The sequence below is a fragment of the Catenovulum agarivorans DS-2 genome (assembly GCF_000568405.1).
GTDB lineage: Bacteria > Pseudomonadota > Gammaproteobacteria > Enterobacterales > Alteromonadaceae > Catenovulum > Catenovulum agarivorans_A.
Genome location: NZ_ARZY01000005.1, coordinates 14,858 through 37,824, shown reverse-complemented (window position 1 = coordinate 37,824; position 22,967 = coordinate 14,858). Strand labels below are relative to the sequence as shown.

Sequence of the window (22,967 nt, the reverse complement as noted above, 5' to 3'; positions counted from 1 at the left end):
GAATGAGAATAAAAAAATCAATATTAGCGTCAGCAGTCGCTCTAGTACTTTCAAGTCAGGCGTATGCCATAGATGAGTTTGTTATTGAAGATATCCAAGTTAATGGATTACAACGTGTTGCGCTTGGCGCATCTTTAACTTATATCCCGGTCCAAGTCGGGGATAAACTCACGGACTTTCGTTTAACGCAAACGATCAAGTCTTTATATTCTTCAGGCCACTTTGATGACATTGAAGTTTATCAAGAAGGGAAAACGCTCATTATTAAGGTGTCTGAGCGCCCGACAATTGCTGAAATTGAATTTGACGGTAATAAAGACGTTAAAGAAGAGCAGTTACAAGAAAATTTAGAAGACCAAAATATTCGTGTGGGTGAGCCGTTAGATAAAACGACGTTAACCTTATTGGAAAAAGGCTTGGAAGATTTCTACCAAAGTATTGGTAAGTATAATGCTTCGGTTTCAGCGAAAATAAGTCATTTACCACGTAATCGAGTCAAATTGACCTTTGAGTTTACCGAAGGCAAAGCCGCTAAAGTTAAACAAATCAATTTAGTTGGTAACACGTTATTTGACGATGAAAAATTATTGAGTTTGTTCGAATCAAAGTATGATTTGCCGTGGTGGCAATTCATGTCAAATGATAGATACCAAAAACAAACTTTTTCTGGTGATATTGAAAAACTTGAATCATTTTATAAAGACCAAGGTTATGTGCGTTTCGCGGTCGATTCTACCCAAGTATCATTAACACCAAACAAAGAGCAGGTATATGTAACCTTAAACCTTGAAGAAGGTGAAAAGTATAAGGTCAAAGACGTCAATTTTATTGGTGATATGGTTGGCCTGGATAATATCATTAAAGCACTGGTCCCTATTCGTAAAGGCGATTATTACAGCGCTGCGACCATTACCTATAGTGAAGAAACAATTTCAAACTATTTAGGTGCGTTTGGTTATGCATACCCTGAAGTTAAAACTATTCCAGAGATTGATGACGAAACTAAAGAAGTTTCTTTAACCTTGTCTGTAACGCCTGGTAGTCGTATCAATGTTAGACGAATAGATTTTGTTGGCAATGCCATTACCGATGATGAAGTATTGCGCCGCGAATTACGCCAATTTGAAGGTAGCTGGTTGTCAAACCGAGCATTAGAAGGTTCTAAAGCTCGGTTAGCTCGCTTACCCTATATTGAAGAAGTTGAATTCGAAACCATTAAATTACCAGGCGAATCTGATTTGGTTGACGTGGTATTTACCATCAAAGAAAGACCATCTGGTTCATTTACAGCAGGTATAGGTTATGGTGATTTAACAGGTTTAAGCCTACAGTTGGGTGTTCAACAACAAAACTTTTTAGGTACAGGCAATAGCGTGGGTGTCAGCATTAACACTTATAGCTATTCTAAAAATCTTAGTTTAAGTTTTACTGATCCTTATTTTACCGTTGATGGCGTCAGTTTAGGTGGCTCTGTCAGCTATAGCGAACTTAACTATGGCGGCCGTTTTTCAAACTCTGAAGATTACGAATTAAAGCGTATCTCTTCACGGCTAACCCTAGGTTACCCGCTAGATGAAATAAGCCGTATCAGTTATGGTGTTGGTTATTTACACAACGAAATGTCCAATATCTCAACACCTTCAGAGCAAATGAGTAACTTCTACTCGATTTATGAAGATGCTGACAATTCGTTAAATCAGCTGGTATTTGATAATTACGAATTCAACATCAATTGGATGCAATCGACGCTTAATCGCGGTTTGTTCCCAAGTGCAGGCTCTAGTCAAAATTTAGGTTTTAAAGTTGCAGTGCCAGGTTCTGATGCTCAATTCTTTAAAATAACTGCTGAAGATAGACATTATTTCCCATTATCTCGAGATCATCGTTGGGTATTTATGACTAAGGCATCTTTTGGTTATGCAAACGGCTATGGTGAAACAGATAATGGCCATGACCACGTTTTACCAATATGGGAAATGTTCAGAGCGGGCGGCTCGTCAACCATGCGTGGTTTCGAAAATAACGTTGTAGGTCCAAAATTGTTCTACCGTAGCGGTTCCCCCGTCAATACGATCCCTGACGAAACAGGCAACATTGGTTCAATTCCAAGTAGCCCAGAATTCGATACAATCACCAAATATGTGCGTAATGGTAGTGCAGCAATTTCGAATGGTGGTAATGCACAAGCATTGGCAACTTTGGAATTGATTTTTCCAATACCATTTACCGACGAACCATCTTCTTCTGTAAGACCAAGTTTCTTCTTGGATGTAGGTAATGTCTGGGATACAGAGTTTGATATAGACAGATATAGTCAGTTAGATCCGTCAGAATTAGCAAAATTAGATGACTATTCTGATCCAACGCGCTATCGTGCATCTGCTGGTATGTCTGTACAATGGATTTCGCCAATGGGGCCCATTGTGTTTAGCTTTGCTAAACCACTGAAAAAGTTTGATGATGACGATACTAAATTCTTCAGTTTCAATATTGGCCAAACTTTCTAATTTTGAGGAGTAATTAAAATGACAAAATATAATAAGGCCTTAGCACTACTTATTACTTTAGCTTCAGGTGTTTTCTGCGCGAGTGCATCTGCAGCAGACAAAATTGGTGTAATTGATGTGCAAGCTGTCTTTCAACAGTTGCCACAAGCAGCAGCGATTGAGTCGAATATCAATGCAGAATTTAAAGACAGAATTGAAGAAATTCAACGTCTGCAAACTGATATCAAATTTTATATGGAAAAACAGCAGCGTGAAGCTACTACAATGAGCGACGCGCAAAAGAAAGAACTTGACGATAAAATTCGTAGCTTAGGTGCAGAATACCAAGAAAAAGCTAAACCACTTGATCAAGACTTACGTCGTCGTCAAGGTGAAGAGCGTAATCGTTTGTTAGGCTTAATCAAACAATCTATCGACAAAGTCGGCGCTGCTGAAAAATATGACATTATTTTACAGTCATCTGCGGTTGCTTATTTGGGTGACGAAGCTGATAACATTACCGTTAAGGTAATCGAAGAAGCGAGTAAAATGAAATAATGCCAAGTTTAACGCTTGCCCAGTTAGCAGAACAATTGTCGGTCGAGCTGATCGGCGATGGTCAACACGTGGTTAGCGCGACAGCAAGTATTGACGATGCACAACATCATCAGGCTACTTTTTTTAATGACAAGAAATATCTTGCTTCTTTAGAGAATACGCTAGCTGGTGTCGTTGTGCTTAAACCCGAATATGCTGACTCATTCGCGGGCAATAAATTATTATCTAACAACCCTTATCTAACCTACGCATTAATTGCTCAGTTATTAGATACAACGCCAAATTTGTCGTGTGGTATACATCCAACTGCAGTCATCAATGATGGTGCAACGGTGGCAGACAGCGCAAACATTGGGCCGTATGCTGTTGTTGAGAAGGGCGCTCAGGTAGCTGAAAAGTGTCAAATTGGCGCAGGCACTGTTATAGGTGAAAACGCTAAAGTCGGTGCCGGTAGTAAAATCTATCCTAACGTGACTATCTACCATGGTGTTGAAATTGGTCAAAATTGCATTATTCATTCAGGCGCAGTTGTTGGCTCTGATGGCTTTGGTTTCGCCAATGATAATGCACGTTGGGTTAAAATCCCCCAAGTGGGTACCGTTATTATTGGTGACCATGTCGAAATTGGCGCTAATACCAGTATTGATCGAGGTGCCTTGCATAACACTGTAATTGCTGATGGCGTTAAAATAGACAACCTTGTTCACTTAGCTCATAACGTTGAGTTAGGTGAAAACACTGCAATAGCGGCTAATACTGCGATAGCAGGTAGTACAAAAGTTGGCCAGCGTTGTACGTTTGCAGGTTGTGTAGCAGTAAATGGACACATTGAAATTGGTGACGATGTACATTTTACTGGCACGAGTATGGTGACATCATCGTTTAAGGACGCCGGAGTGTATTCGTCGGGTATTCCTGCTGTTGCAAATAAAGAGTGGCGCAAGAACACTGCCAGAGTAAGGAAAATTGAAACTTTGTTCGACAAAGTTAAATTGCTTGAAAAAGAAATCGCTCGATTAATGGATGATGACAAATAACGTGTTTACGTATTAACCATCTCTTCGTTTCAACTGATTTGAAATCTAGTATCTTCAAGTCGTTTGGGTATATAATGCGGGCATTACAATAAAGATTAAACAGGAAGCTAGCTTTTGACAACTGAACTAAATGCGATTGATATCCAGGAAATTTTTACGCTATTACCACACAGATATCCTTTTTTATTAATTGATCGCGTCATTGACTACAAGCCATTAGATTATTTACATGGCTACAAAAATATTACTGTTAATGAGCCTATTTTCACAGGTCACTTTCCAGGGAAACCAATTTTTCCAGGCGTATTAATTGTTGAAGCACTTGCCCAAGCAACAGGTGTTTTAGGCTTCAAATCTATGCAAGCGGAACAGGATAAGTCTCCAGAACAAGACGAGTTGTATTTGTTGGCTGGCATTGACAATGTACGTTTCAAACAACCCGTTACACCAGGTGACCAATTACACTTGCACGCTCAATTTATTAAAGAGCGTAAGGGTATTTGGAAATTTGAATGTAAAGCTGAAGTAGACAATAAAATAGTTTGTTCTGCTGACATCATGTGTGCAAGACGAGTAATGTAACAGTGATTCATCAAACGGCAATTATCGACTCAAAAGCAAAATTAGCGCCCAATGTGTCTGTTGGCCCATGGAGCTATATTGGTGAGGGTGTGGAAATTGGCGAGGGAACTGTCATTGGTTCACATGTTGTGATCAAAGGTCCAACTAAAATTGGCAAAAATAACAAAATTTTCCAATTCGCATCTGTTGGTGAAGAGTGCCAAGATAAAAAGTATGCAGGTGAAGCGACCCGATTAGAGATAGGCGATAATAATATTATCCGCGAGTCTGTGACAATTCACAGAGGTACAATTCAAGATAATAGCTTAACTAAAATTGGCAGTGGCAATTTATTAATGGCCTATGTGCATGTCGCTCACGACTGTATTGTTGGTGATAACAATATTTTTGCCAACAATGCGACACTTGCAGGTCATGTACACGTCGGTGACTTCGCTATTTTAGGTGGATTCACTGGTGTACATCAATTTTGTAAAATTGGCAGTTATTCATTCTGTGGTGTTGGTTCGGTTGTTGTTAAGGATGTTATTCCGTACTTGATGGCTGCAGGTCAAAACGCAGTGCCTCACGGAATGAATACCGAAGGACTTAAACGCAAAGGTTATAGTGCCGAAGCAATATCTGCGCTTAAAAAAGCCTACAAAATTATCTATCGACAAGGTTTAACCTTAGCTGCAGCTCAGCACGATTTAGTTGAGTTAGCTAAACAAGAGCCATGTGTGCAACTGATAGTTGATTTCTTGCAAAACTCATCTAGAGGCATTATCCGCTGATATGCCTAAGCAGCTAACAATTGCTTTAGTCGCCGGAGAACGTTCTGGCGACATTATTGGCGCCAATTTTATTTCTGCATTTAAGCAACAAATGGCAAGTTTGAATGTTGAAGTCAAGTTTGAAGGTATTGGCGGACCGTTAATGTTAGACCAAGGCATGCAAAGCTTTTTCGACATGGAAGAGTTAGCAGTGATGGGGCTAGTAGAAGTACTTGGCCGTTTGCCTAGATTACTCAAAATCCGTAAGCAACTTTTCCAACATTGGCAACAAAATCCGCCAGATCTGTTTATGGGAATTGATGCGCCCGACTTTAATTTAACTCTTGAAGAAAAGCTTAAGAATATCGGTATTAAAACCGTTCATTATGTTAGCCCATCGATTTGGGCATGGCGACAAAAGCGGGTGTTTAAAGTTAAACGTGCGGTTGATATGGTGCTGACCTTATTGCCATTTGAAAATCAGTTCTACCACAAATATCAGGTTCCATGTGCATTCGTTGGACATACTTTAGCTGACCAAATTCCAATGCACACAGACAAAGTTCAGTGTAAACGCGCTTTGGGTTTGCAACCAGAGCAAGATTATATTGCGATATTGCCGGGCAGTCGTTCAAGTGAAGTGGCAATGTTGACTGAAGATTTTGCCAAAGCCTGTGCTAAATTAGCCAATTCCAACCCTAATTTAAAATTTATTGCTGCTGCTGTTAATGAAAGTAAACAAGCTTATATTCAAGATATATTTAAGCAAATTGCGCCTAAATTAGATATACAAGTTGTATTAGGGCAAAGCAGGGAGGTCATGGGGGCTGCTAATGCAATCATGATTGCGTCGGGTACCGCGACATTAGAAGCGGCTCTAATTAAACGTCCGATGGTTGTATGCTATCGTTTTAAAGCTTTGTCGTACCAAATATTTAAACGCTTGGTTAAGGTAAAGTTTTTCTCTTTACCCAATTTAATTATGGACAAAGCAGTGGTTGCTGAACTTTTACAGCACCAAGTAACACCAGAAAACATTGTTGCCGAGTTAAATAAAGTGATGTTTGATGAAAACCAGCAACAAATGGCCGATTTTCATTCCATTCATCAACAATTAAAACAAGATGCAGGGGTAAAAGCTGCACAAACTATCAAGAATCTTTTGTATGCAAGTTGAATTCGATTTTTCTGCAAGTCAAAACTACCAATTGGTTGCAGGTGTTGATGAAGTTGGCCGAGGGCCGCTAGTCGGCAATGTAGTTGCAGCCGCCGTTATCTTAGACCCCAGCAAACCAATTGAAGGTTTACGCGATTCGAAGAAGCTGTCTGAAAAAAAGCGTATTTTATTAGAAGCAGAAATTAAACAAAAAGCCCTGTGTTGGTGTGTTGCTGTTGCTAGTCCTGAAGAAATTGATCAAATAAATATTCTTCAAGCCAGCTTTTTGGCGATGAAGCGCGCAGTTGAAGGTTTAACTCTACAACCTGAATTTTGTTATGTCGATGGCAATAAATTGCCTGAACTGACTATGCCAGCAGAAGCAATAGTAAAAGGCGATGATCGCGTGCCTGCCATTAGCGCAGCGTCTATTCTTGCAAAGCAAGCGCGAGATCAAGAAATGTACGATCTTGCGAAACTTTACCCCGACTACCAGTTTAATAAGCACAAAGGTTATCCAACAGCTGCTCACCTTGATATTATTCAAAAGCTAGGTGTGTTACCTCAATACCGTAAAAGTTTTAAACCAGTGCAGAGAATATTGGAGCAAATTTCGCATGGCTGATCCTAAATTTGTTCACTTACGAGTGCATTCCGACTTTTCTATGGTCGATGGGCTAGCAAAAACAAAACCCATCATAGCTAAAATTGCAGAATACCAAATGCCGGCAGTGGCGATTACCGACCAAATGAATCTGTGTGGCTTAGTACGATTCTACAGTGGCGCGAATGGAGCGGGTATTAAGCCGATCATAGGCGCAGATTTTTGGGTGCGTAGCAATGAAATGGAAGAAGAGTTATGTCGTTTGGTGATACTAGCATCTGACAATGACGGCTATAAAAACTTAACATTGCTGATTTCTAAAGGTTATCTTAGAGGTGATTACCAAGGTAAAACCGTCATTGATCAAGAGTGGTTAGTTGAGCATGCCAAAGGTTTAATTCTGCTTTCTGGTGGCCGTGAAGGTGATTTAGGTAAAGCTTTATTGAAAGGTAACTATAAACAAGCTCAGCGCATTACCGATTTCTACAAAACACATTTTGCAGATAACTATTATATAGAATTAATTCGAACGGGCCGAGATAACGAAGAAACCTATTTACATCACGCAGTCAAATGGGCCGACGAAACAGAATTACCTGTTGTAGCAACCAACGAAGTAGTTTTTCTAAACGAAGAAGATTTCGACGCGCATGAAATTCGTGTTGCGATACACGATGGTTATACCCTAGATGATAAAAATCGCCCTCGTCGTTACTCAAATCAGCAATACTTGCGCACTGAAGAAGAGATGTGCGAAGTGTTTAGTGATATTCCTGAAGCTTTAGAAAACTCTGTTGAAATAGCTAAACGCTGTAATGTCACAGTATTACTAGGTAAATATTTCTTACCTAGCTGTCCGACAGGCGGTATGGGTGAAGACGAATACCTAGTCAAAGTTTCTGAAGAAGGTTTACAAGAGCGTTTAGAGTTTTTATTTCCTGATGAAAAAGAACGAGCTGAAAAACGCGGTGAATACGACGAACGTTTACGCATAGAATTAGAATGTATCAACCAAATGGGCTTCCCTGGTTACTTCCTTATCGTAATGGAGTTTATCCAATGGAGTAAAGACAATAATATTCCAGTTGGGCCTGGACGAGGCTCTGGTGCCGGTTCGTTAGTTGCTTATGCACTTAAAATTACCGACCTAGACCCATTAGAGTTTGATCTACTATTCGAACGATTCTTAAATCCCGAACGTGTATCCATGCCTGACTTCGATGTTGATTTCTGTATGGACAGGCGTGACGAAGTCATTGACCACGTCGCACAATTGTATGGTCGTGATGCGGTATCACAAATTATCACCTTCGGTACTATGGCAGCTAAAGCGGTTGTACGCGATGTGGGCCGTGTATTGGGTCATCCATTCGGCTTTGTTGACCGCATATCTAAATTGATCCCAGGAGATCCAGGTATGACCCTTGCCAAGGCTTTTGATGTAGAGCCAAGGCTAAACGAGTTATACGAAGCTGATGAAGAAGTTAGAGCGCTTATTGATATGGCGCGTATTTTAGAAGGAACTACTCGAAATGCAGGTAAACATGCCGGCGGTGTCGTTATTTCTCCAACTAAGATTACCGACTTCGCACCACTTTATTGTGACTCTGAGGGTAAACAACCCGTTACTCAGTTTGATAAAAATGACGTTGAAACCGCAGGTTTGGTTAAGTTTGACTTTTTAGGCTTGCGAACACTGACGATAATGCAATGGGCAATTGACATGGCGAACGAAAAACTCGCCCGTGTAAATAAGCCACTGATTGACATTAACGCCATACCTTTAGATGACAAAAAAAGTTTTGAAACACTAAAAAAATACGAGACAACCGCGGTATTTCAGCTTGAATCACGTGGCATGAAGGACTTGATCAAACGCCTTCAACCAGATTGTTTTGAAGATATGATTGCATTGGTTGCACTGTTTCGCCCAGGCCCATTGCAATCGGGCATGGTAGATAACTTTATCGACCGTAAGCGTGGCCGAGAAGAAATATCCTACCCTGATGCCCAGTATCAGCATGAATGTTTAAAAGAGATACTAGACCCGACTTACGGGATTATTCTCTACCAAGAGCAGGTTATGCAAATTGCTCAGGTTATGGCTGGCTACTCGTTAGGTGGTGCTGATTTATTGCGTCGAGCCATGGGTAAGAAAAAGCCAGAAGAGATGGCCAAGCAGCGTAGTACATTCGAAGACGGTGCAAAAAATAACGGTATCGACCCAGACCTTGCAATGAAAATCTTTGACTTGGTTGAAAAGTTTGCAGGTTATGGTTTTAACAAATCTCACTCGGCAGCTTATGCACTTGTGTCGTATCAAACTTTGTGGATGAAAACGCATTATCCCGCAGAGTTTATGGCAGCGGTTATGTCTGCGGATATGGACAACACAGACAAAGTGGTTACTTTGGTCGATGAATGTGAACGTATGCGTATGCCGTTGATTCCGCCCGATGTTAATCAGGGGTGTTATAAATTTACCGTGAATGACGATGGCGCTATTGTATACGGTATTGGTGCAATTAAAGGTGTGGGTGAAGGCCCAATCGAAGCTATTATTGAAGCACGAAATGAAGGTGGTCCATTCAAAGATTTATTTGATTTTTGTGCTCGAGTCGATTTGAAACGAATTAATCGTCGAGTATTAGAAAAATTAGTTCAGGCTGGTGCAATGGATGCGTTGGGTCCACATAGGGCATCTATTATGGCAACTTTGTCAGATGCGATTGGCGCTGCAGAGCAACATGCAAAAGATGCGTTAGCCGGACAAAGTGACTTGTTTGGTTTATTGACTACCGAACCAGAAGAAGTCGAACAAGCTTTTGTTAAAGTGGCTAAATGGCCCGAAGAAATTTGGTTAGAAGGTGAACGCGAAACTTTGGGTTTGTATCTGACTGGCCATCCAATCAATCGTTACCGTGAAGAACTGAAACATTACGCACGCTCGCGCATCAACGAATTGTCACCGACCCGGCGTGACGATGAAGTTTCTACTTCGGGCTTAATTATTGCCGTTAAAAGCATGGTTAATAAACGCAGTGGCCGTCGTTGGGCGATTGTGACATTAGATGATAAAAGTGGTCGCATTGATGTGCGATTCTTCGCAGATATGTTCGAGCAATATGAAGAGTTGTTGGTAAAAGATCAGGTTATTGTTGTTTCGGGACCAGTAGAAGATGACGATTTTACTGGTGGGTACTGCATGACAGCTAAAAATTGTATGGATTTAGTTTCATTACGAGAAAAATACGCTAAATCTTTAACCGTTAGCTTAGATCAACAGAGCTTAAAACCTGATATTATTGAACAAATTCACGAAAAGATTGAGCCCCATAAAGAAGGTGTAACACCATTAGTGTTCGAATATCAAAACCACAGGGCTAAAGCAGAAATTAAAACAGGTGTGCAATGGTATGTGACACCGCATGACAGTTTGCTGTATGATCTGCGCCATATTGTTGGTGAAGAACATATTTCACTACGATTTTAATTTATTTTAGTTAAAATCTACCGAATTAAATACGGATGCAATCCGTTAGGAAATTAAATTAATAGGGCAGAAACAGATCCATGAGCTTAAGTTTTCTTGAATTTGAACAGCCAATTGCTGAGCTAGAATCAAAAATTGAAGAGCTAAAAAGTGTCGCTAAAAATAATGGCGAACTTAATTTAGACTTAGAAGAAGAAATTAATAAGTTAAAACAAAAGAGCAAAGATTTATCTAAAAAAATCTTTGCTGATTTAGGCGCTTGGCAGGTTGCTCAATTAGCCCGTCATCCTCAACGCCCGTATACCCAAGATTATATTGATCGTGTCTTTACTGATTTTGACGAAATGGCTGGGGATCGCCATTATGCAAATGACCCTGCGATCATTTGTGGCACCGCGCGTTTAGACGGCCAACCTGTGGTGGTAATTGGCCATCAAAAAGGTCGTGATACGGCTGAAAAAATTAAACGCAACTTTGGTATGCCGCGTCCTGAAGGGTACCGTAAAGCTTTGCGTATTATGGAATTTGCAGAAAGATTTGGTTTACCAATTGTCACTTTTATTGACACCCCAGGTGCATATCCAGGTGTTGGCGCCGAAGAGCGTGGCCAAAGTGAAGCGATCGCACAAAACTTAAAGGTCATGGCACGTTTAAAGGTTCCAGTTATTTGTACTGTGATAGGTGAAGGTGGTTCTGGTGGCGCATTAGCTATTGGTGTCGGCGACAAAGTAAATATGTTGCAATACAGCACATATTCAGTTATCTCACCAGAAGGTTGTGCTTCTATTTTATGGAAGTCAGCTGAAAAAGCTGAAATGGCGGCCGAAGCCATGGGGATTACCGCGGAGCGATTACAAGAACTAGGCTTGATCGATAATATTATTGAAGAGCCATTAGGTGGTGCGCATCGCGATATGGCATTGATGGCGCACAACCTAAAAGAAACAATCAAAAAGCAATTGTCTGAGTTAGACCAACAGGGTGCTGAACAATTGTTAGATGGTCGTTATCAAAAATTAATGACATACGGGTACTGCTAATTAGCTGTATGTTCACCCCCAAACAAATTGCCCAGTTAAATCTTTATCACCAACAGGGATATCAATTTGTTGTAGCTTATAGCGGTGGAGTAGACTCCACCGTTTTGCTTTATCTACTAAATGATTTTTGCCGCAAGATTAATACACCGTTAACTGCTATTCATATACATCATGGTATCAGTGCAAATGCCGATTATTGGCTTGAGCATTGTAAAGCTGTTACTGCCGAGTTAAATGTGGAATTAACCACGGTTCGAGTTAGTATTAACAAAGGGCCTAGGCAATCGCTAGAAGCGCTAGCGCGCGATGCTCGTTATCAAGCGATAGTTGAGCATACAAATAATAAAAGCATTATATTCACGGGGCAGCATTTAGACGATCAAACAGAAACTTTTTTGCTGCGTTTAAAGCGAGGAAGCGGCCCTAATGGATTAGCCAGCATGCGAGAAGTGCGCAATTTAGCTGGAGAACGTGTGCTTTTGCGCCCATTGTTGCAGGTTTCTAGAGCGGATATAGAGCAATATGCAATCGAACACAAAATTCGCTGGATTGAAGATGAAAGCAATAACGATCAAAATTTTGACCGCAATTTTTTGCGCAAACAGATTATCCCACAATTAAACAAAAAATGGCCGCAATTTAATCAAATGGTGCAGCGTAGCGCACAGTTGTGTCATGACTATCAGCTATTGGCGAACGAATTAGCTGAATTAGATAGTCAAAATTGTATTGATGCTCAAGGATGTTTAATTGTGGAGAGGTGTTTAAGTTTATCCGAAACGCGAATAAATAATATCGTACGCTATTGGCTTGACCAACACTGTATATCCATGCCTAGCAGCAAACAAATGGAACAAATTCGCTATGCGATGCAATCTAAATCAGATGCTCAACCTATCGTTCGTATAGCAGGTGCTGAGCTTCGCCGTTTTAATGGTAAATTATATATCTTACAGCAAGTTGATTTAGAGTGGATCTTGCACGACAATGCCGATATAACAATTGAAGTTGATAGTCCCATTGTCATTAATACAGCTCAAGGCAGGGCGTTAACAATAGCAAAAGTCACTGAAGGTAACAGAGTTCGCTTACCGCATAAAGACGAAGTGGTTAGCATTAGGTATAAGGTCAAGTCATCAACAAAATGTTCACCTCATTACCGTCAGCAAAGTCGAACAATCAAAAAACTTTTACAAGAATTATCGGTCGAGCCTTGGTTTCGGCATAAAATACCTTATTTATATTATGACGATAACTGTGTCGCAGCACTGGGTTATTGGATTGAAAAAACGTACTTAGTCGATGAAAATAGTCATTCAAACCTAACTGGGTTAGGTTGGTTTATAGAGGAAGGATTCACCAAGCATGAGAGCAATAGTCGTAGCGTTAGCTTGTAGTTTATTGTTGGCTTGCCAAGCAACCAGCACACCTGCGGTGAAAAAGCCCAAAATAGCCGTTAAACCACAACCGAGTGTACATCCAAGCAATAGGCGTTCTGCAATTATTCAACTGGAACCTAAATATCCAAAAACAGCTTTAAGAAAAGGTATATCTGGCTGGGTATTGTTGGAATATGCGATTAATGCCCAGGGCGGTACCGAAGATATCCGGGTAATAGATTCAAGTCCAAAAGGTTATTTTGAAAGATCTGCTAGAACTGCATTACTTAGATGGAAATATAAACCGCATATTGAAAATCAACGCCCAGTAAAAAAAACCGGCTTGCAAGAGTTGATTGTGTATTCGATTCAATAGTGGCTTGTAGAGCAAAAGATGCAATGTTTCGTATTTTAAAGTTAAATTTAGGCGGCCCGTGTTAACTCTTTATCCCTCAAATAAATTGGAAGACCTAGTTATATTGCTTAACTCAGTGATGCAATATCGACGGGCTTCGGTATTAAGCCAAGACATAATTTTAGTTGAAAGCCAAGGTATGCAGCATTGGCTCAACATGCAATTGTCAAAATTAACCAATGTCGCTATGAATATTAGCTACCCCATGCCTTCGAGATTTATTTGGGATACGGCTCGAAAAGTGCTCGGCAGCGACAAAATACCGCGACAATCACCTTATAGCCGAGAAATACTCACTTTTAGAATTGAGCAGATTTTCCACAGTGAACAATGGCTAAACTCGGATGTAAGCGAACTTGTTACCCAATATTGGCAATCAGATAAAAACACTATCGCTAAGCAAGGTCAGCAACAACTTAAGGCTTTTCAGCTGGCTCAGGCAGTGGCGGATGTGTTTGAGCAATATATGCTTTATCGTCCTGATTGGATAGACAATTGGCAAGCGGGTCAGTTGAATACACAACAAGCTGATGAAGTGTGGCAGCAGCACCTGTGGATGATGTTGGTTGAACAATCTGCTTATCATCCTGTGGCATTACAAGACGAAATGTTATCGGTACTTGAACACAATCACCATTTATTGCCAAGTGATATTCACATCTTTGGTATTAATACAATGCCGCCAAAAACATTAGAATTTTTTGAAGTGATTGCTCAGTGGGTGAATATTCATTTATATCACCTAAACCCATGTGTCGATTACTGGGGGGATATACAAACTGAAAAATCAGCGGTCAAGCAACAGCTTAAACAATTAAAATTAAAAAAACTTGACACTTGGATCCAGCAAAATGACGTCGGTCATCCATTGTTAGCCAATTTGGGCCAACAAGGCAAAGGGTTTTTCGCGAGCTTGCAAAAGCTTAACGGCTTTGAAATCAGCGCATTTGATTTAGAAAATAAATCTGATAGTGGGCATACAAAAGAAAGTGCAGACGCACCAAGCTGTTTGCAACAAGTTCAACGGGATATATTAACGCTCAATGACGCAAGTAATGCACCTGAATCTGTTAGCAAGATAGATAATTCATTTCATTTTGTCAGTTGCCACAACGCACTGCGTGAAATAGAAGCTCTGCATGATTTCTTATTGGGCGAATTTGCTAAAGACCCAAGTCTTACACCACGTGATGTGATTGTCATGTGCCCCGCGATAGAGGACTATGCACCTTACATTCAATCGGTATTTCGCTCGGGCAGGCAACAAGCTGTCGAAGGTGAAAATACTCGGCTACCTTGCACTATTGCCGATAGAAACCAGTTAGATGCGCAGCCGATAATTAGTATTTTCCTTGAACTGTTAGAGCTTCCTGATAGCCGTTTTGAGGTGAGTAAAATTCTCGACTATTTACGTTTGCCCGCAATACAAAACAAATTTAACTTAGCCGAAAGTCAAATCGAAACAATTGAGTGGTGGTTAAAACAAGCGAATGTCCACTGGGGCCGAGATCATGCGCATAAGCAGCAAGTCACTCACAATTGCAATAGCGACGCAATTTATACTTGGCAATGGGCGATAGAGCGCTTGCTGTCTGGGTACGGCTTTTCTAGCGAACAAGCGTTCACAGACGATCTTGCATATATGCCACATGTAGAAGGACAAAACGCGCTTGTTTTAGGGCAATTGTGCGAATTGCTTGAGCAATTGCAATTGCATGCCCGTGAGTTGAATCAAACTCGCAGTGCCGAAAAATGGCATGTGTATTTAACGGATATGTTGGCAGATTTTTTCGAGGTGGACGAGCAAGAGCAAGAATCACTGCTCATTATTCAAGACGCAATTAATAGCTTAACGGAACGAACGAAAAAAGCTCAATATAATCAACCGTTGTCGCTAGAGGTGATCCGATTTTATCTTCAGCACCAATTTTCGCAAGCGGATACCAGTAGCCAATTTCTAACTGGGCAAATTACATTTTGTTCTATGGTGCCAATGCGCAGTATACCTTTTAAAGTGATTGCTATTTTAGGCTTGAATGATGGCGTTTATCCAAGGCAGCAAACACCGATAAGTTTTGACCTAACCCAATATTCCGAGTTTCGGATGGGGGATCGCTCTCGTCGTTCTGACGATAGGTATTTATTTTTAGAGGCACTCATTTCCGCACGCAATAAATTATATTTAAGTTATCAAGGGCGGGATGTTAAGAACAACGCGGTTAGAGAACCAAGTTTAATTTTAAAAGAGTTAATGGGCTACCTAGTACATGGGTATGGATGGTGCTTTGATGGTGAGAATTCAAACATTAACCAGATGCCGCTGCATGCATTTAATCCAAGAAACTTTGCAGAATTTGGCAGTTATGCAGTGCAATGGCATCGGCTCGCCCAGCCTCGAAAATCGCCGAAGATTCTATCTAGCCCGTGGGTGAATGATGCAGAGAACGACATAGTAACCACGTTATATGCGCATCAACTTGTGCAGATGTTTGTTGATCCATTTAGCTATTATTGCCGCTATAAATTAGGTTTAGAGCTTAGTTTAAAACAGACACAAGACACAGACGTCGAACCTTTTGAACTAGATACGCTGTTAGATTACCAATTAACAGACTCAATCAGCAACGCATTAATTGAAAATGCACCTGACACTGACTCAAGTAGCCAGCATGTTGCCAGTGTAATACGAGCGTACCGTTTGCAAGGAGCGTTACCAGAAAACATTGCTAGTGAACAACAGCTAGAGCAAACTTGTGAAAAAGCACTGCAATTGCATCAAGCTCTAAGTCAATGCGCACCATATCAGCGCCGTTCAGTTGTTATTCCATGTGATAATTTACAACTCAGTATTGATCTTGTTGAAGGGACGCAAGGCACTTTGCATACTCGCCCCACAAGCAAAAAGGCCAAAGATGATTTAATGCATTGGTTGGTCCATTTAGCCAGTTGTTTAGACAAACAAACACAACAAAATACCTTTGCCATTTTCACTCAAGGAAAAGGCGAATCGCTGACGATTGAAGTGACTGGCTACCTACAAGATAGTTTTGTCGATATATCATCTATATCAGCACAATTAGCCAATCTAGTTGTGGCATATCAGCAGCAATTTAGCCAGCCTAGGTTGATATCAATCGAATTGATGCAGCCAATCTTTACAGCCATCAACAAGAGTAAAAAGTTAGATATTCACGATATAACAGCATTGAAGAACGATAAGACTTTATTCAATAAATGGGTCGACAGCGTTGAAAAGTTTTGGCAACAAAACGAACACTTCCAATGGTTGTATCCAGATATAGAAGCGTTAACGGCAAACTACCTAAAAGACTATCAAATGAGTATTGAACTATTTCAACCTATCTATGCGCTATTGCAAAGGGATTTAACCTTATGAGTCAAGGTAATTTGTTATCAGTAGAAAATATGGTGTTGAGTGGACGCCATTTAATTGAAGCCAGCGCAGGTACGGGTAAAACGTATAACATCACACGGATATATTTACGTTTACTGCTGGAGAAAAACCTGAGCGTAAAAGAAATCTTATTGATGACCTTCACTAAAGCGGCAACCGAAGAGCTTAAAGGCCGTATCGAAAAGGTTTTGCGTGAAACGTTAAATAAATGGTCATCATTAGCTGATTCAGAAGATGAATTTTTTATTAGTTTACACCAAGCCGTGCCAGCTGAAGCGGCCAAACTAAAGTTAAAAGCAGCGCTACTAGAGTTGGATGAAGCTAGTATTTACACCATTCATGGATTTTGTAAAACAGTGCTTAGCCAACAAGCTTTTGCCAGTCAGCTGCCGATGCAAATGAATATGGAAGTGGATACCAGTGAGCTACTCATTCAAGCTGTACAAGATTGGTTTAGAACAAATGCCAACAATCAAAGTATTATCGATGCTTTATATCAATATAATTGGCACACCCCCGATAGATTTTTTCGCCAATTTTCCAATGCATTAAAGACACAGCAGCAGTATGTTGTCGCAACAGCCGATAAGATTAACCAAGCTCATCAAGCTGCAGTTGAACTTTGGTTAGAGGCTATTAACACGCGTAAAAAGCAATTAAGACATGACCTGTTAGCCCAGCAAACAGATATATTTGAAGCACTTGTGTATAGTAAAAAGGGCGCGGAACAACAAAAACGCCAAGCGGAATGGGCTTGCATGTTGGCTTGGTTAGATAATCCGTCGCTAGAAATCGCACCAAAAGAAGTGGGGGATTTTATCAATGGTAATCGCTATCGAAATAATCAGCTAATCAGTGATATTTTTGCACCAGTTAAAGCATTGCGCGATGAGTATAAAAAGACGGCTGCATCATTTGATGCTGAGTTGGCAGCATATTTAGATGCGGCCGATGTAAACCAAATAGTTGCAAGTGCAATTGACGACATTCGTATAAGCTTTGTGCAAAACAAGAGTATTAAAAAAGTATTAGATTTTGATGACTTGATATATTTGCTCGCCAACGCGCTAAATCAACCGCAGGCACAACAGCAATTAATACCTCAACTACGTAAACAATATCCTGTAGCTTTGATTGATGAGTTTCAAGATACAGATACAAATCAATACCAGATTCTGCAAAGCCTTTATGCGGTAGACGCAGCTGAACATGCACTTTTTATGATAGGCGATCCTAAACAAGCGATATATGGTTTTAGGGGCGGTGATATTTTTACCTATTTGGCTGCGCGTAACCATGCTGATTATATTTGGGTGATGGATACCAATTGGCGCTCAAATTTATTGGTTATTCAGGCGTATAATCGACTGTTTCATGGCACAAACATAGAGTTACCTGCTCGTGATGTATTTGGTTTTGACATTCAATATCAACAAGTTAATGCCGGAAAAAAATCAACCGAGAATGTTTTTAATGATAACAGCGACTACCAAGCGGTTAATTACTGGTTATACCAACCTACGGATGAGGATAACAAAGTAGTCAAAAATAAAGCCGATCTTAAAACAGGTTTAGCCATATATACTGCAAATGAAATCGTGCGTTTGCTTGAGGAGGTTGAGCTAAATAATCGAGCAGTACGGCCTCAAGATATTGCTATTTTAGTTCGTACAGGCACTGAAGCAGCTGTTATCAAACAGGCCCTCCAACAAGCGAATATAGCATCGGTATATTTGAGTGAAAGTTCTAATGTATTCGAGTCAACACAAGCAAAACATATTTTGTTTGTGCTTGAAGCGCTATTGGAGCTCGATAACAGTAAGCTGATCAATCGAGCTCTGGCCAGTGACCTGTTCGGTTACACAGCACAACAGATTTTTGATTTACACCTAGATAATAATCATAACCAGTATGATCTGGTTATTGAGCAATTGCAGCAATATCGCTTACAGTGGCAGCAAAAAGGCATTATGTCGGTTTTACTCGACTTAATGCAAAAAAACTATCAACCATTACCGCAGTTTCATGAACGCGGTTTAACTAACATGCTACATCTAGCTGAAATTTTGCAAAAAAAGTCGATTCAGCTCAAACATCCGCAACAGCTGATGAAGTGGTTTAAAGAGCAAGTTAGTTTGCCTCAGTCCCAGAGTGAAGCAGAGCTACGCCTCGAAAGTGATAGTCATTTAGTACAAATTGTTACTCAGCATAAATCTAAAGGATTAGAGTACCCAATTGTTTTTATACCGTTTGCAACAGAGTATTCTGACCCAACTAAAGTCGCCAATCGAACCAACTATTTGCTGCGCTATTTTAACCAAGCAACTGGCAAAAGTGATCTGCAGGTTGGTTTAGATGCCAGTGCTTTACAAGCCAATAAATTAGAAGGCGAAGCAGAAGCTGTGCGGCTATTATATGTCGCGGTTACCCGTGCAGAGCATAGGCTTTATATTGGTATGCCTATGCATAACCATGCAGAAAAATCTGCTTTGGCAAAATGCTTAGATTTGCAGCGCACAGATAAATCTAAATGGCCCCAGCAACTCAATGAAATCGCACAAGAGCAAGCCATGCAAGGTGCAATTTCAATTAAACAGTTTGATAGCTTGGTCGATGACATTGAAGTAAAAGTATTAAATAACTCAGCTCAAAGTACTGGTGAATTGCCGGTGCATATTTTCACTGGCGACATTGAAGACAATTGGTATTTAAGTTCATTTTCTTCATTGACACGTAATTCGCATAGCCAAATAAAACAGATAGAGCGACACGACGAATTTAATTTAAAACAATTAGCCAGCCCTGCAGAGCCAGCAGTTGAGCCAATACAAAACGAACTGAGGTTTACTTTAAAAAAAGGGGCTGATGCGGGCAACTTACTCCATGATATATTGGAACATAGTGACTTCAGCAAGCAAAACTGGTCAGAAGTTTCTGAAGCTCCATTGTCGAGATTTGCACAATTGCCCGAAGAGCAGCATCAATATTTATATGCTTGGTTAGATGAAGTGGTGCAAACACCTTTACCACTAATGAATTTAGATGGTTCGCCAACTGGTGAGCACTTTTGTTTAGCCGATTTACACTTTAACCAAACCTTACGCGAAGCAGAGTTTTATTTCCCGCTTAATTATTTAAATATCTTTAAGCTCAATAAAATTTTAGCTCAACACCGACAAGAACAACACGCACATTACCTGTTACAAACAAATGCGATTAAAGGCATGATGCATGGCTTTATAGATTTAATTTTTGAATATCAAGGTAAGTATTATGTTGCTGATTACAAATCAACCCATTTAGGCAACCAGTTAGCGGATTATGGGTTTGAGCAACTTAAGCTAAATAATCAAAGTCATTATTATGATTTGCAATATTTGATCTACTCAGTGGCACTGCATCGATATTTGCAAAACCGTTTGCCGACCTACAACTATAAAGAACATTTTGGTGGTGTTTATTACTTATATTTACGAGGCATGAAAGCCGCTGAACAAAGTTTGGGTGATTACTATGGTGTTTATTACAACACCATTGAACTAAAGGTCATTGAGTCCTTAGATAATTTAATGGCCGACTGCCAATTAGAAGAACAACAAACAGGAGAGGATCGTGGACAAATCAGCCTGTTTTAATCGCTTTGCTGAGTGCGCCCAGGTGCTTGCAGATATTCAACCGATTGACTATCACTTTGCACAAAATGCAGTGCATCAAATAACCAAACACGCCGACTGCGAGCTTGTTGAGGCGCAGCAGACTACTTTATTTATGTTATTGATTGCCTGCCATTCCGCACTACGCAATGGACATGTCTGTACACCGCTTTCACAGCTTGCTGGCGAAACTTGGTTTAATGACGAAACCCACCAAGGTTTTTATTTTGAACCCAGCCTATGTCAGCAACTGTTTAACAAATTCGATAAGTCGCAACCACTGAGTCAATCGACTCATTGTTTATTTATTGTCGATGCTAACTGCCTATATATCAAACGCTACTGGCATTATGAAATCGAAGTTGCCAACCGTTTTAACGCACTATTTGATTGCAGCGATACGGGCACAATTGATTGTGCAACTCAGCACTATTTAGCACAACTGATTCAGCAGTTGTTTGCAAACGCCGACTGCCAACAAAACGAAATTGATTGGCAAAAAGTCGCGGTTGCAAGTTCAGTATCCGCAAAAGTTAACATTATTTGTGGTGGCCCTGGTACAGGGAAAACTTACACAGTCGCTCGATTATTAGCTGTGCAGGCAGCAAAACAGAAAACGATTCAGGCTGATACAAATCAAGCGTTAAAAATTCTAATGGCCGCACCTACTGGCAAAGCTGCTCAACGCTTAACTGAATCTTTAATTGCCGCAAAAGGACAAATGCAGCAACAGCAAGTTGACCCAGAATTATTGCAATCAATTCCTGAAACTGCGCTAACCTTACATAGACTACTCGGATACCACCCGTATAAAGTAGGTTACACTTATAATCAGCACAAGCCGCTTGAATGTGATTTGTTACTGATTGACGAAGTTTCTATGATCGACTTAGCTATGATGTGCCATGTTTTAAGGGCTTTACCCAAACATGCAACGCTTATTATGTTGGGAGACGCTGACCAGTTACCTTCGGTTGAAACGGGCAATCTATTGGCTGATTTAGCCCCAAAATCGGCAACACATTACCCTCAAGACACAGCTAACTTAATTAAAACCCTTACGGGCCAGCAAGTCGAAGTGATGCCGGATAGCCCTTATGCGCATATTACTTTTTTACAAAAAACGCATAGGTTTAGCGGCGAAATAGGTGCGATAGCCAAAGAAGTGATTCAAGGTCAAGATCGAGTAAGCTGGCAGCGTTTGTTGGCACATCAACAAAATGGTTTTACTGATTTTTCCCAACATGAATTGGCGTATGTCGAATTCAGTCAGTTGCAAACTTGGTTAGAAGATGCGATTGCACGCTACTATTCTAGCATTGAAAAATGTAGCCACATTGACCAAGCTTTCGAGCTTTTAAATCAATTTAGAATATTAACCTCGATGCGCAAGGGCGCATATGGTGTTGAAGCGCTTAATCAATTGGTTGAGCGGCAGATTAAGCAGCAACTACGCGTTTCAGCGCATACCCAGCATTATAAAGGGCGCCCGATAATGATAACGCAAAATGATTATCAGCATGGATTGTTTAATGGCGACATTGGCATAGTATGGCCGGAAGAAAATAACCGTTTGGTTTGTTATTTTGAAACTGATTCAGGGGTCAAATCAACCAGTTTAGCCAAATTGCCGAGCCATGAAACGGTTTATGCGATGACCATACACAAAACTCAAGGTTCAGAGTTTAAACATGTTGGGTTAATTTTACCTGAAATGCCGAATCCAATTTTAACACCTGAGCTCATTTATACGGGGATCACTCGTGCAAAAAAAGCCGTTACAGTACTGTCTAAAAGGGAAATTTGGGACTTCGCATTAACTAACAGGCAAACCAGAAGCTCAAATTTAGCGGCTAGGTTGTATCAGCATGATTAAAGCGCTACCAGATTTAGAAGACGAAGCACAAGCTAAGCAATATCTAACTTATTTGCTGTCGCGCAAAGAATACGCACGCAGTCAATTATTTAACAAATTACAACAACGCAATTACCCAAAAGACGCGGCTAACCAGTTGTTGGATGAGCTTGCTGAGCTGAGTTGGCAAAGTGACGAACGTTACGCAACAAGCTTGATTCGAGCTAAGGCACAATCGGGTTATGGGCCAAAGTATATTCAACAGTTGTTTTTTCAACATCAGGTCGCTGTCAGTTTTAACGATATAATTTGTGAACTTGAAATAAACTGGGTTGAACACCTGGTGCGAGTAATTGAAAAGAAATATGCCACTAAAGATTTGACCGACTACAAACAAAAACAAAAATGTTTACGTTATTGTTATTCTCGAGGTTATTCGAGCTCAGACATACAGCTTGCATTGGAAATTATTTCTGAGGGATATTAACTAAACTCTTGGTTTATGTTACATTTCGCAACCATTTTTGAGAATAATTAAACCT

15 protein-coding genes are annotated in these 22,967 nt (G+C 40.4%); all 15 read left to right on the top strand.

Going from position 1 to position 22,967, the window contains the following annotated elements:
- The first annotated feature begins 2 nt into the window (after positions 1–2).
- On the top strand, positions 3–2,507 hold the full coding sequence (gene bamA, locus DS2_RS04025) for an outer membrane protein assembly factor BamA (RefSeq protein ID WP_035013365.1): 2,505 nt from the start codon (positions 3–5) through the stop codon (positions 2,505–2,507).
- A gap of 18 nt (positions 2,508–2,525) precedes the next feature.
- The gene (locus DS2_RS04020) at positions 2,526–3,044 is read left to right on the top strand and encodes an OmpH family outer membrane protein (RefSeq protein ID WP_035013364.1); all 519 of its coding nucleotides are present in this window, start codon (positions 2,526–2,528) and stop codon (positions 3,042–3,044) included.
- Complete coding sequence (gene lpxD, locus DS2_RS04015) at positions 3,044–4,081, top strand: UDP-3-O-(3-hydroxymyristoyl)glucosamine N-acyltransferase (RefSeq protein WP_035013363.1); 1,038 nt, start codon at positions 3,044–3,046, stop codon at positions 4,079–4,081. The genes DS2_RS04020 and lpxD overlap by 1 nt, the downstream gene beginning before the upstream one ends.
- A gap of 114 nt (positions 4,082–4,195) precedes the next feature.
- On the top strand, positions 4,196–4,663 hold the full coding sequence (gene fabZ / locus DS2_RS04010) for a 3-hydroxyacyl-ACP dehydratase FabZ (protein WP_035013362.1): 468 nt from the start codon (positions 4,196–4,198) through the stop codon (positions 4,661–4,663).
- 2 nt (positions 4,664–4,665) lie between these two features.
- A complete protein-coding gene (lpxA, locus tag DS2_RS04005) occupies positions 4,666–5,436 on the top strand; it encodes an acyl-ACP--UDP-N-acetylglucosamine O-acyltransferase (protein WP_035013361.1) in 771 nt (256 codons plus the stop codon).
- 1 nt (position 5,437) lies between these two features.
- Positions 5,438–6,592: a lipid-A-disaccharide synthase gene (gene lpxB / locus DS2_RS04000; protein WP_035013360.1), complete on the top strand. Its 1,155-nt coding sequence runs from the start codon at positions 5,438–5,440 to the stop codon at positions 6,590–6,592.
- Positions 6,582–7,196, top strand: a complete 615-nt coding sequence (rnhB, locus tag DS2_RS03995; RefSeq protein WP_035013359.1) for a ribonuclease HII — start codon at positions 6,582–6,584, stop codon at positions 7,194–7,196. Before lpxB ends, rnhB begins: the two co-directional genes overlap by 11 nt.
- The gene (dnaE, locus tag DS2_RS03990) at positions 7,189–10,668 is read left to right on the top strand and encodes a DNA polymerase III subunit alpha (protein ID WP_035013358.1); all 3,480 of its coding nucleotides are present in this window, start codon (positions 7,189–7,191) and stop codon (positions 10,666–10,668) included. Before rnhB ends, dnaE begins: the two co-directional genes overlap by 8 nt.
- 80 nt (positions 10,669–10,748) lie before the next feature.
- Positions 10,749–11,708, top strand: coding sequence for an acetyl-CoA carboxylase carboxyl transferase subunit alpha (gene accA / locus DS2_RS03985; protein WP_035013357.1), 960 nt, complete (start codon positions 10,749–10,751; stop codon positions 11,706–11,708).
- An 8-nt stretch (positions 11,709–11,716) separates the two neighbouring features.
- The gene (tilS, locus tag DS2_RS03980; RefSeq protein ID WP_051479610.1) at positions 11,717–13,105 is read left to right on the top strand and encodes a tRNA lysidine(34) synthetase TilS; all 1,389 of its coding nucleotides are present in this window, start codon (positions 11,717–11,719) and stop codon (positions 13,103–13,105) included.
- Positions 13,074–13,463: an energy transducer TonB gene (locus DS2_RS03975; RefSeq protein ID WP_051479609.1), complete on the top strand. Its 390-nt coding sequence runs from the start codon at positions 13,074–13,076 to the stop codon at positions 13,461–13,463. Before tilS ends, DS2_RS03975 begins: the two co-directional genes overlap by 32 nt.
- A gap of 58 nt (positions 13,464–13,521) precedes the next feature.
- Positions 13,522–16,899, top strand: coding sequence for an exodeoxyribonuclease V subunit gamma (recC, locus tag DS2_RS03970; protein ID WP_081754181.1), 3,378 nt, complete (start codon positions 13,522–13,524; stop codon positions 16,897–16,899).
- Entirely contained in the window at positions 16,896–20,552 is a 3,657-nt protein-coding gene (recB, locus tag DS2_RS03965) for an exodeoxyribonuclease V subunit beta (protein WP_051479607.1), read from the top strand. The genes recC and recB overlap by 4 nt, the downstream gene beginning before the upstream one ends.
- The gene (recD, locus tag DS2_RS03960; protein ID WP_035013356.1) at positions 20,530–22,446 is read left to right on the top strand and encodes an exodeoxyribonuclease V subunit alpha; all 1,917 of its coding nucleotides are present in this window, start codon (positions 20,530–20,532) and stop codon (positions 22,444–22,446) included. The genes recB and recD overlap by 23 nt, the downstream gene beginning before the upstream one ends.
- The gene (locus DS2_RS03955) at positions 22,439–22,912 is read left to right on the top strand and encodes a regulatory protein RecX (RefSeq protein WP_035013355.1); all 474 of its coding nucleotides are present in this window, start codon (positions 22,439–22,441) and stop codon (positions 22,910–22,912) included. The genes recD and DS2_RS03955 overlap by 8 nt, the downstream gene beginning before the upstream one ends.
- Positions 22,913–22,967 lie beyond the last annotated feature (55 nt).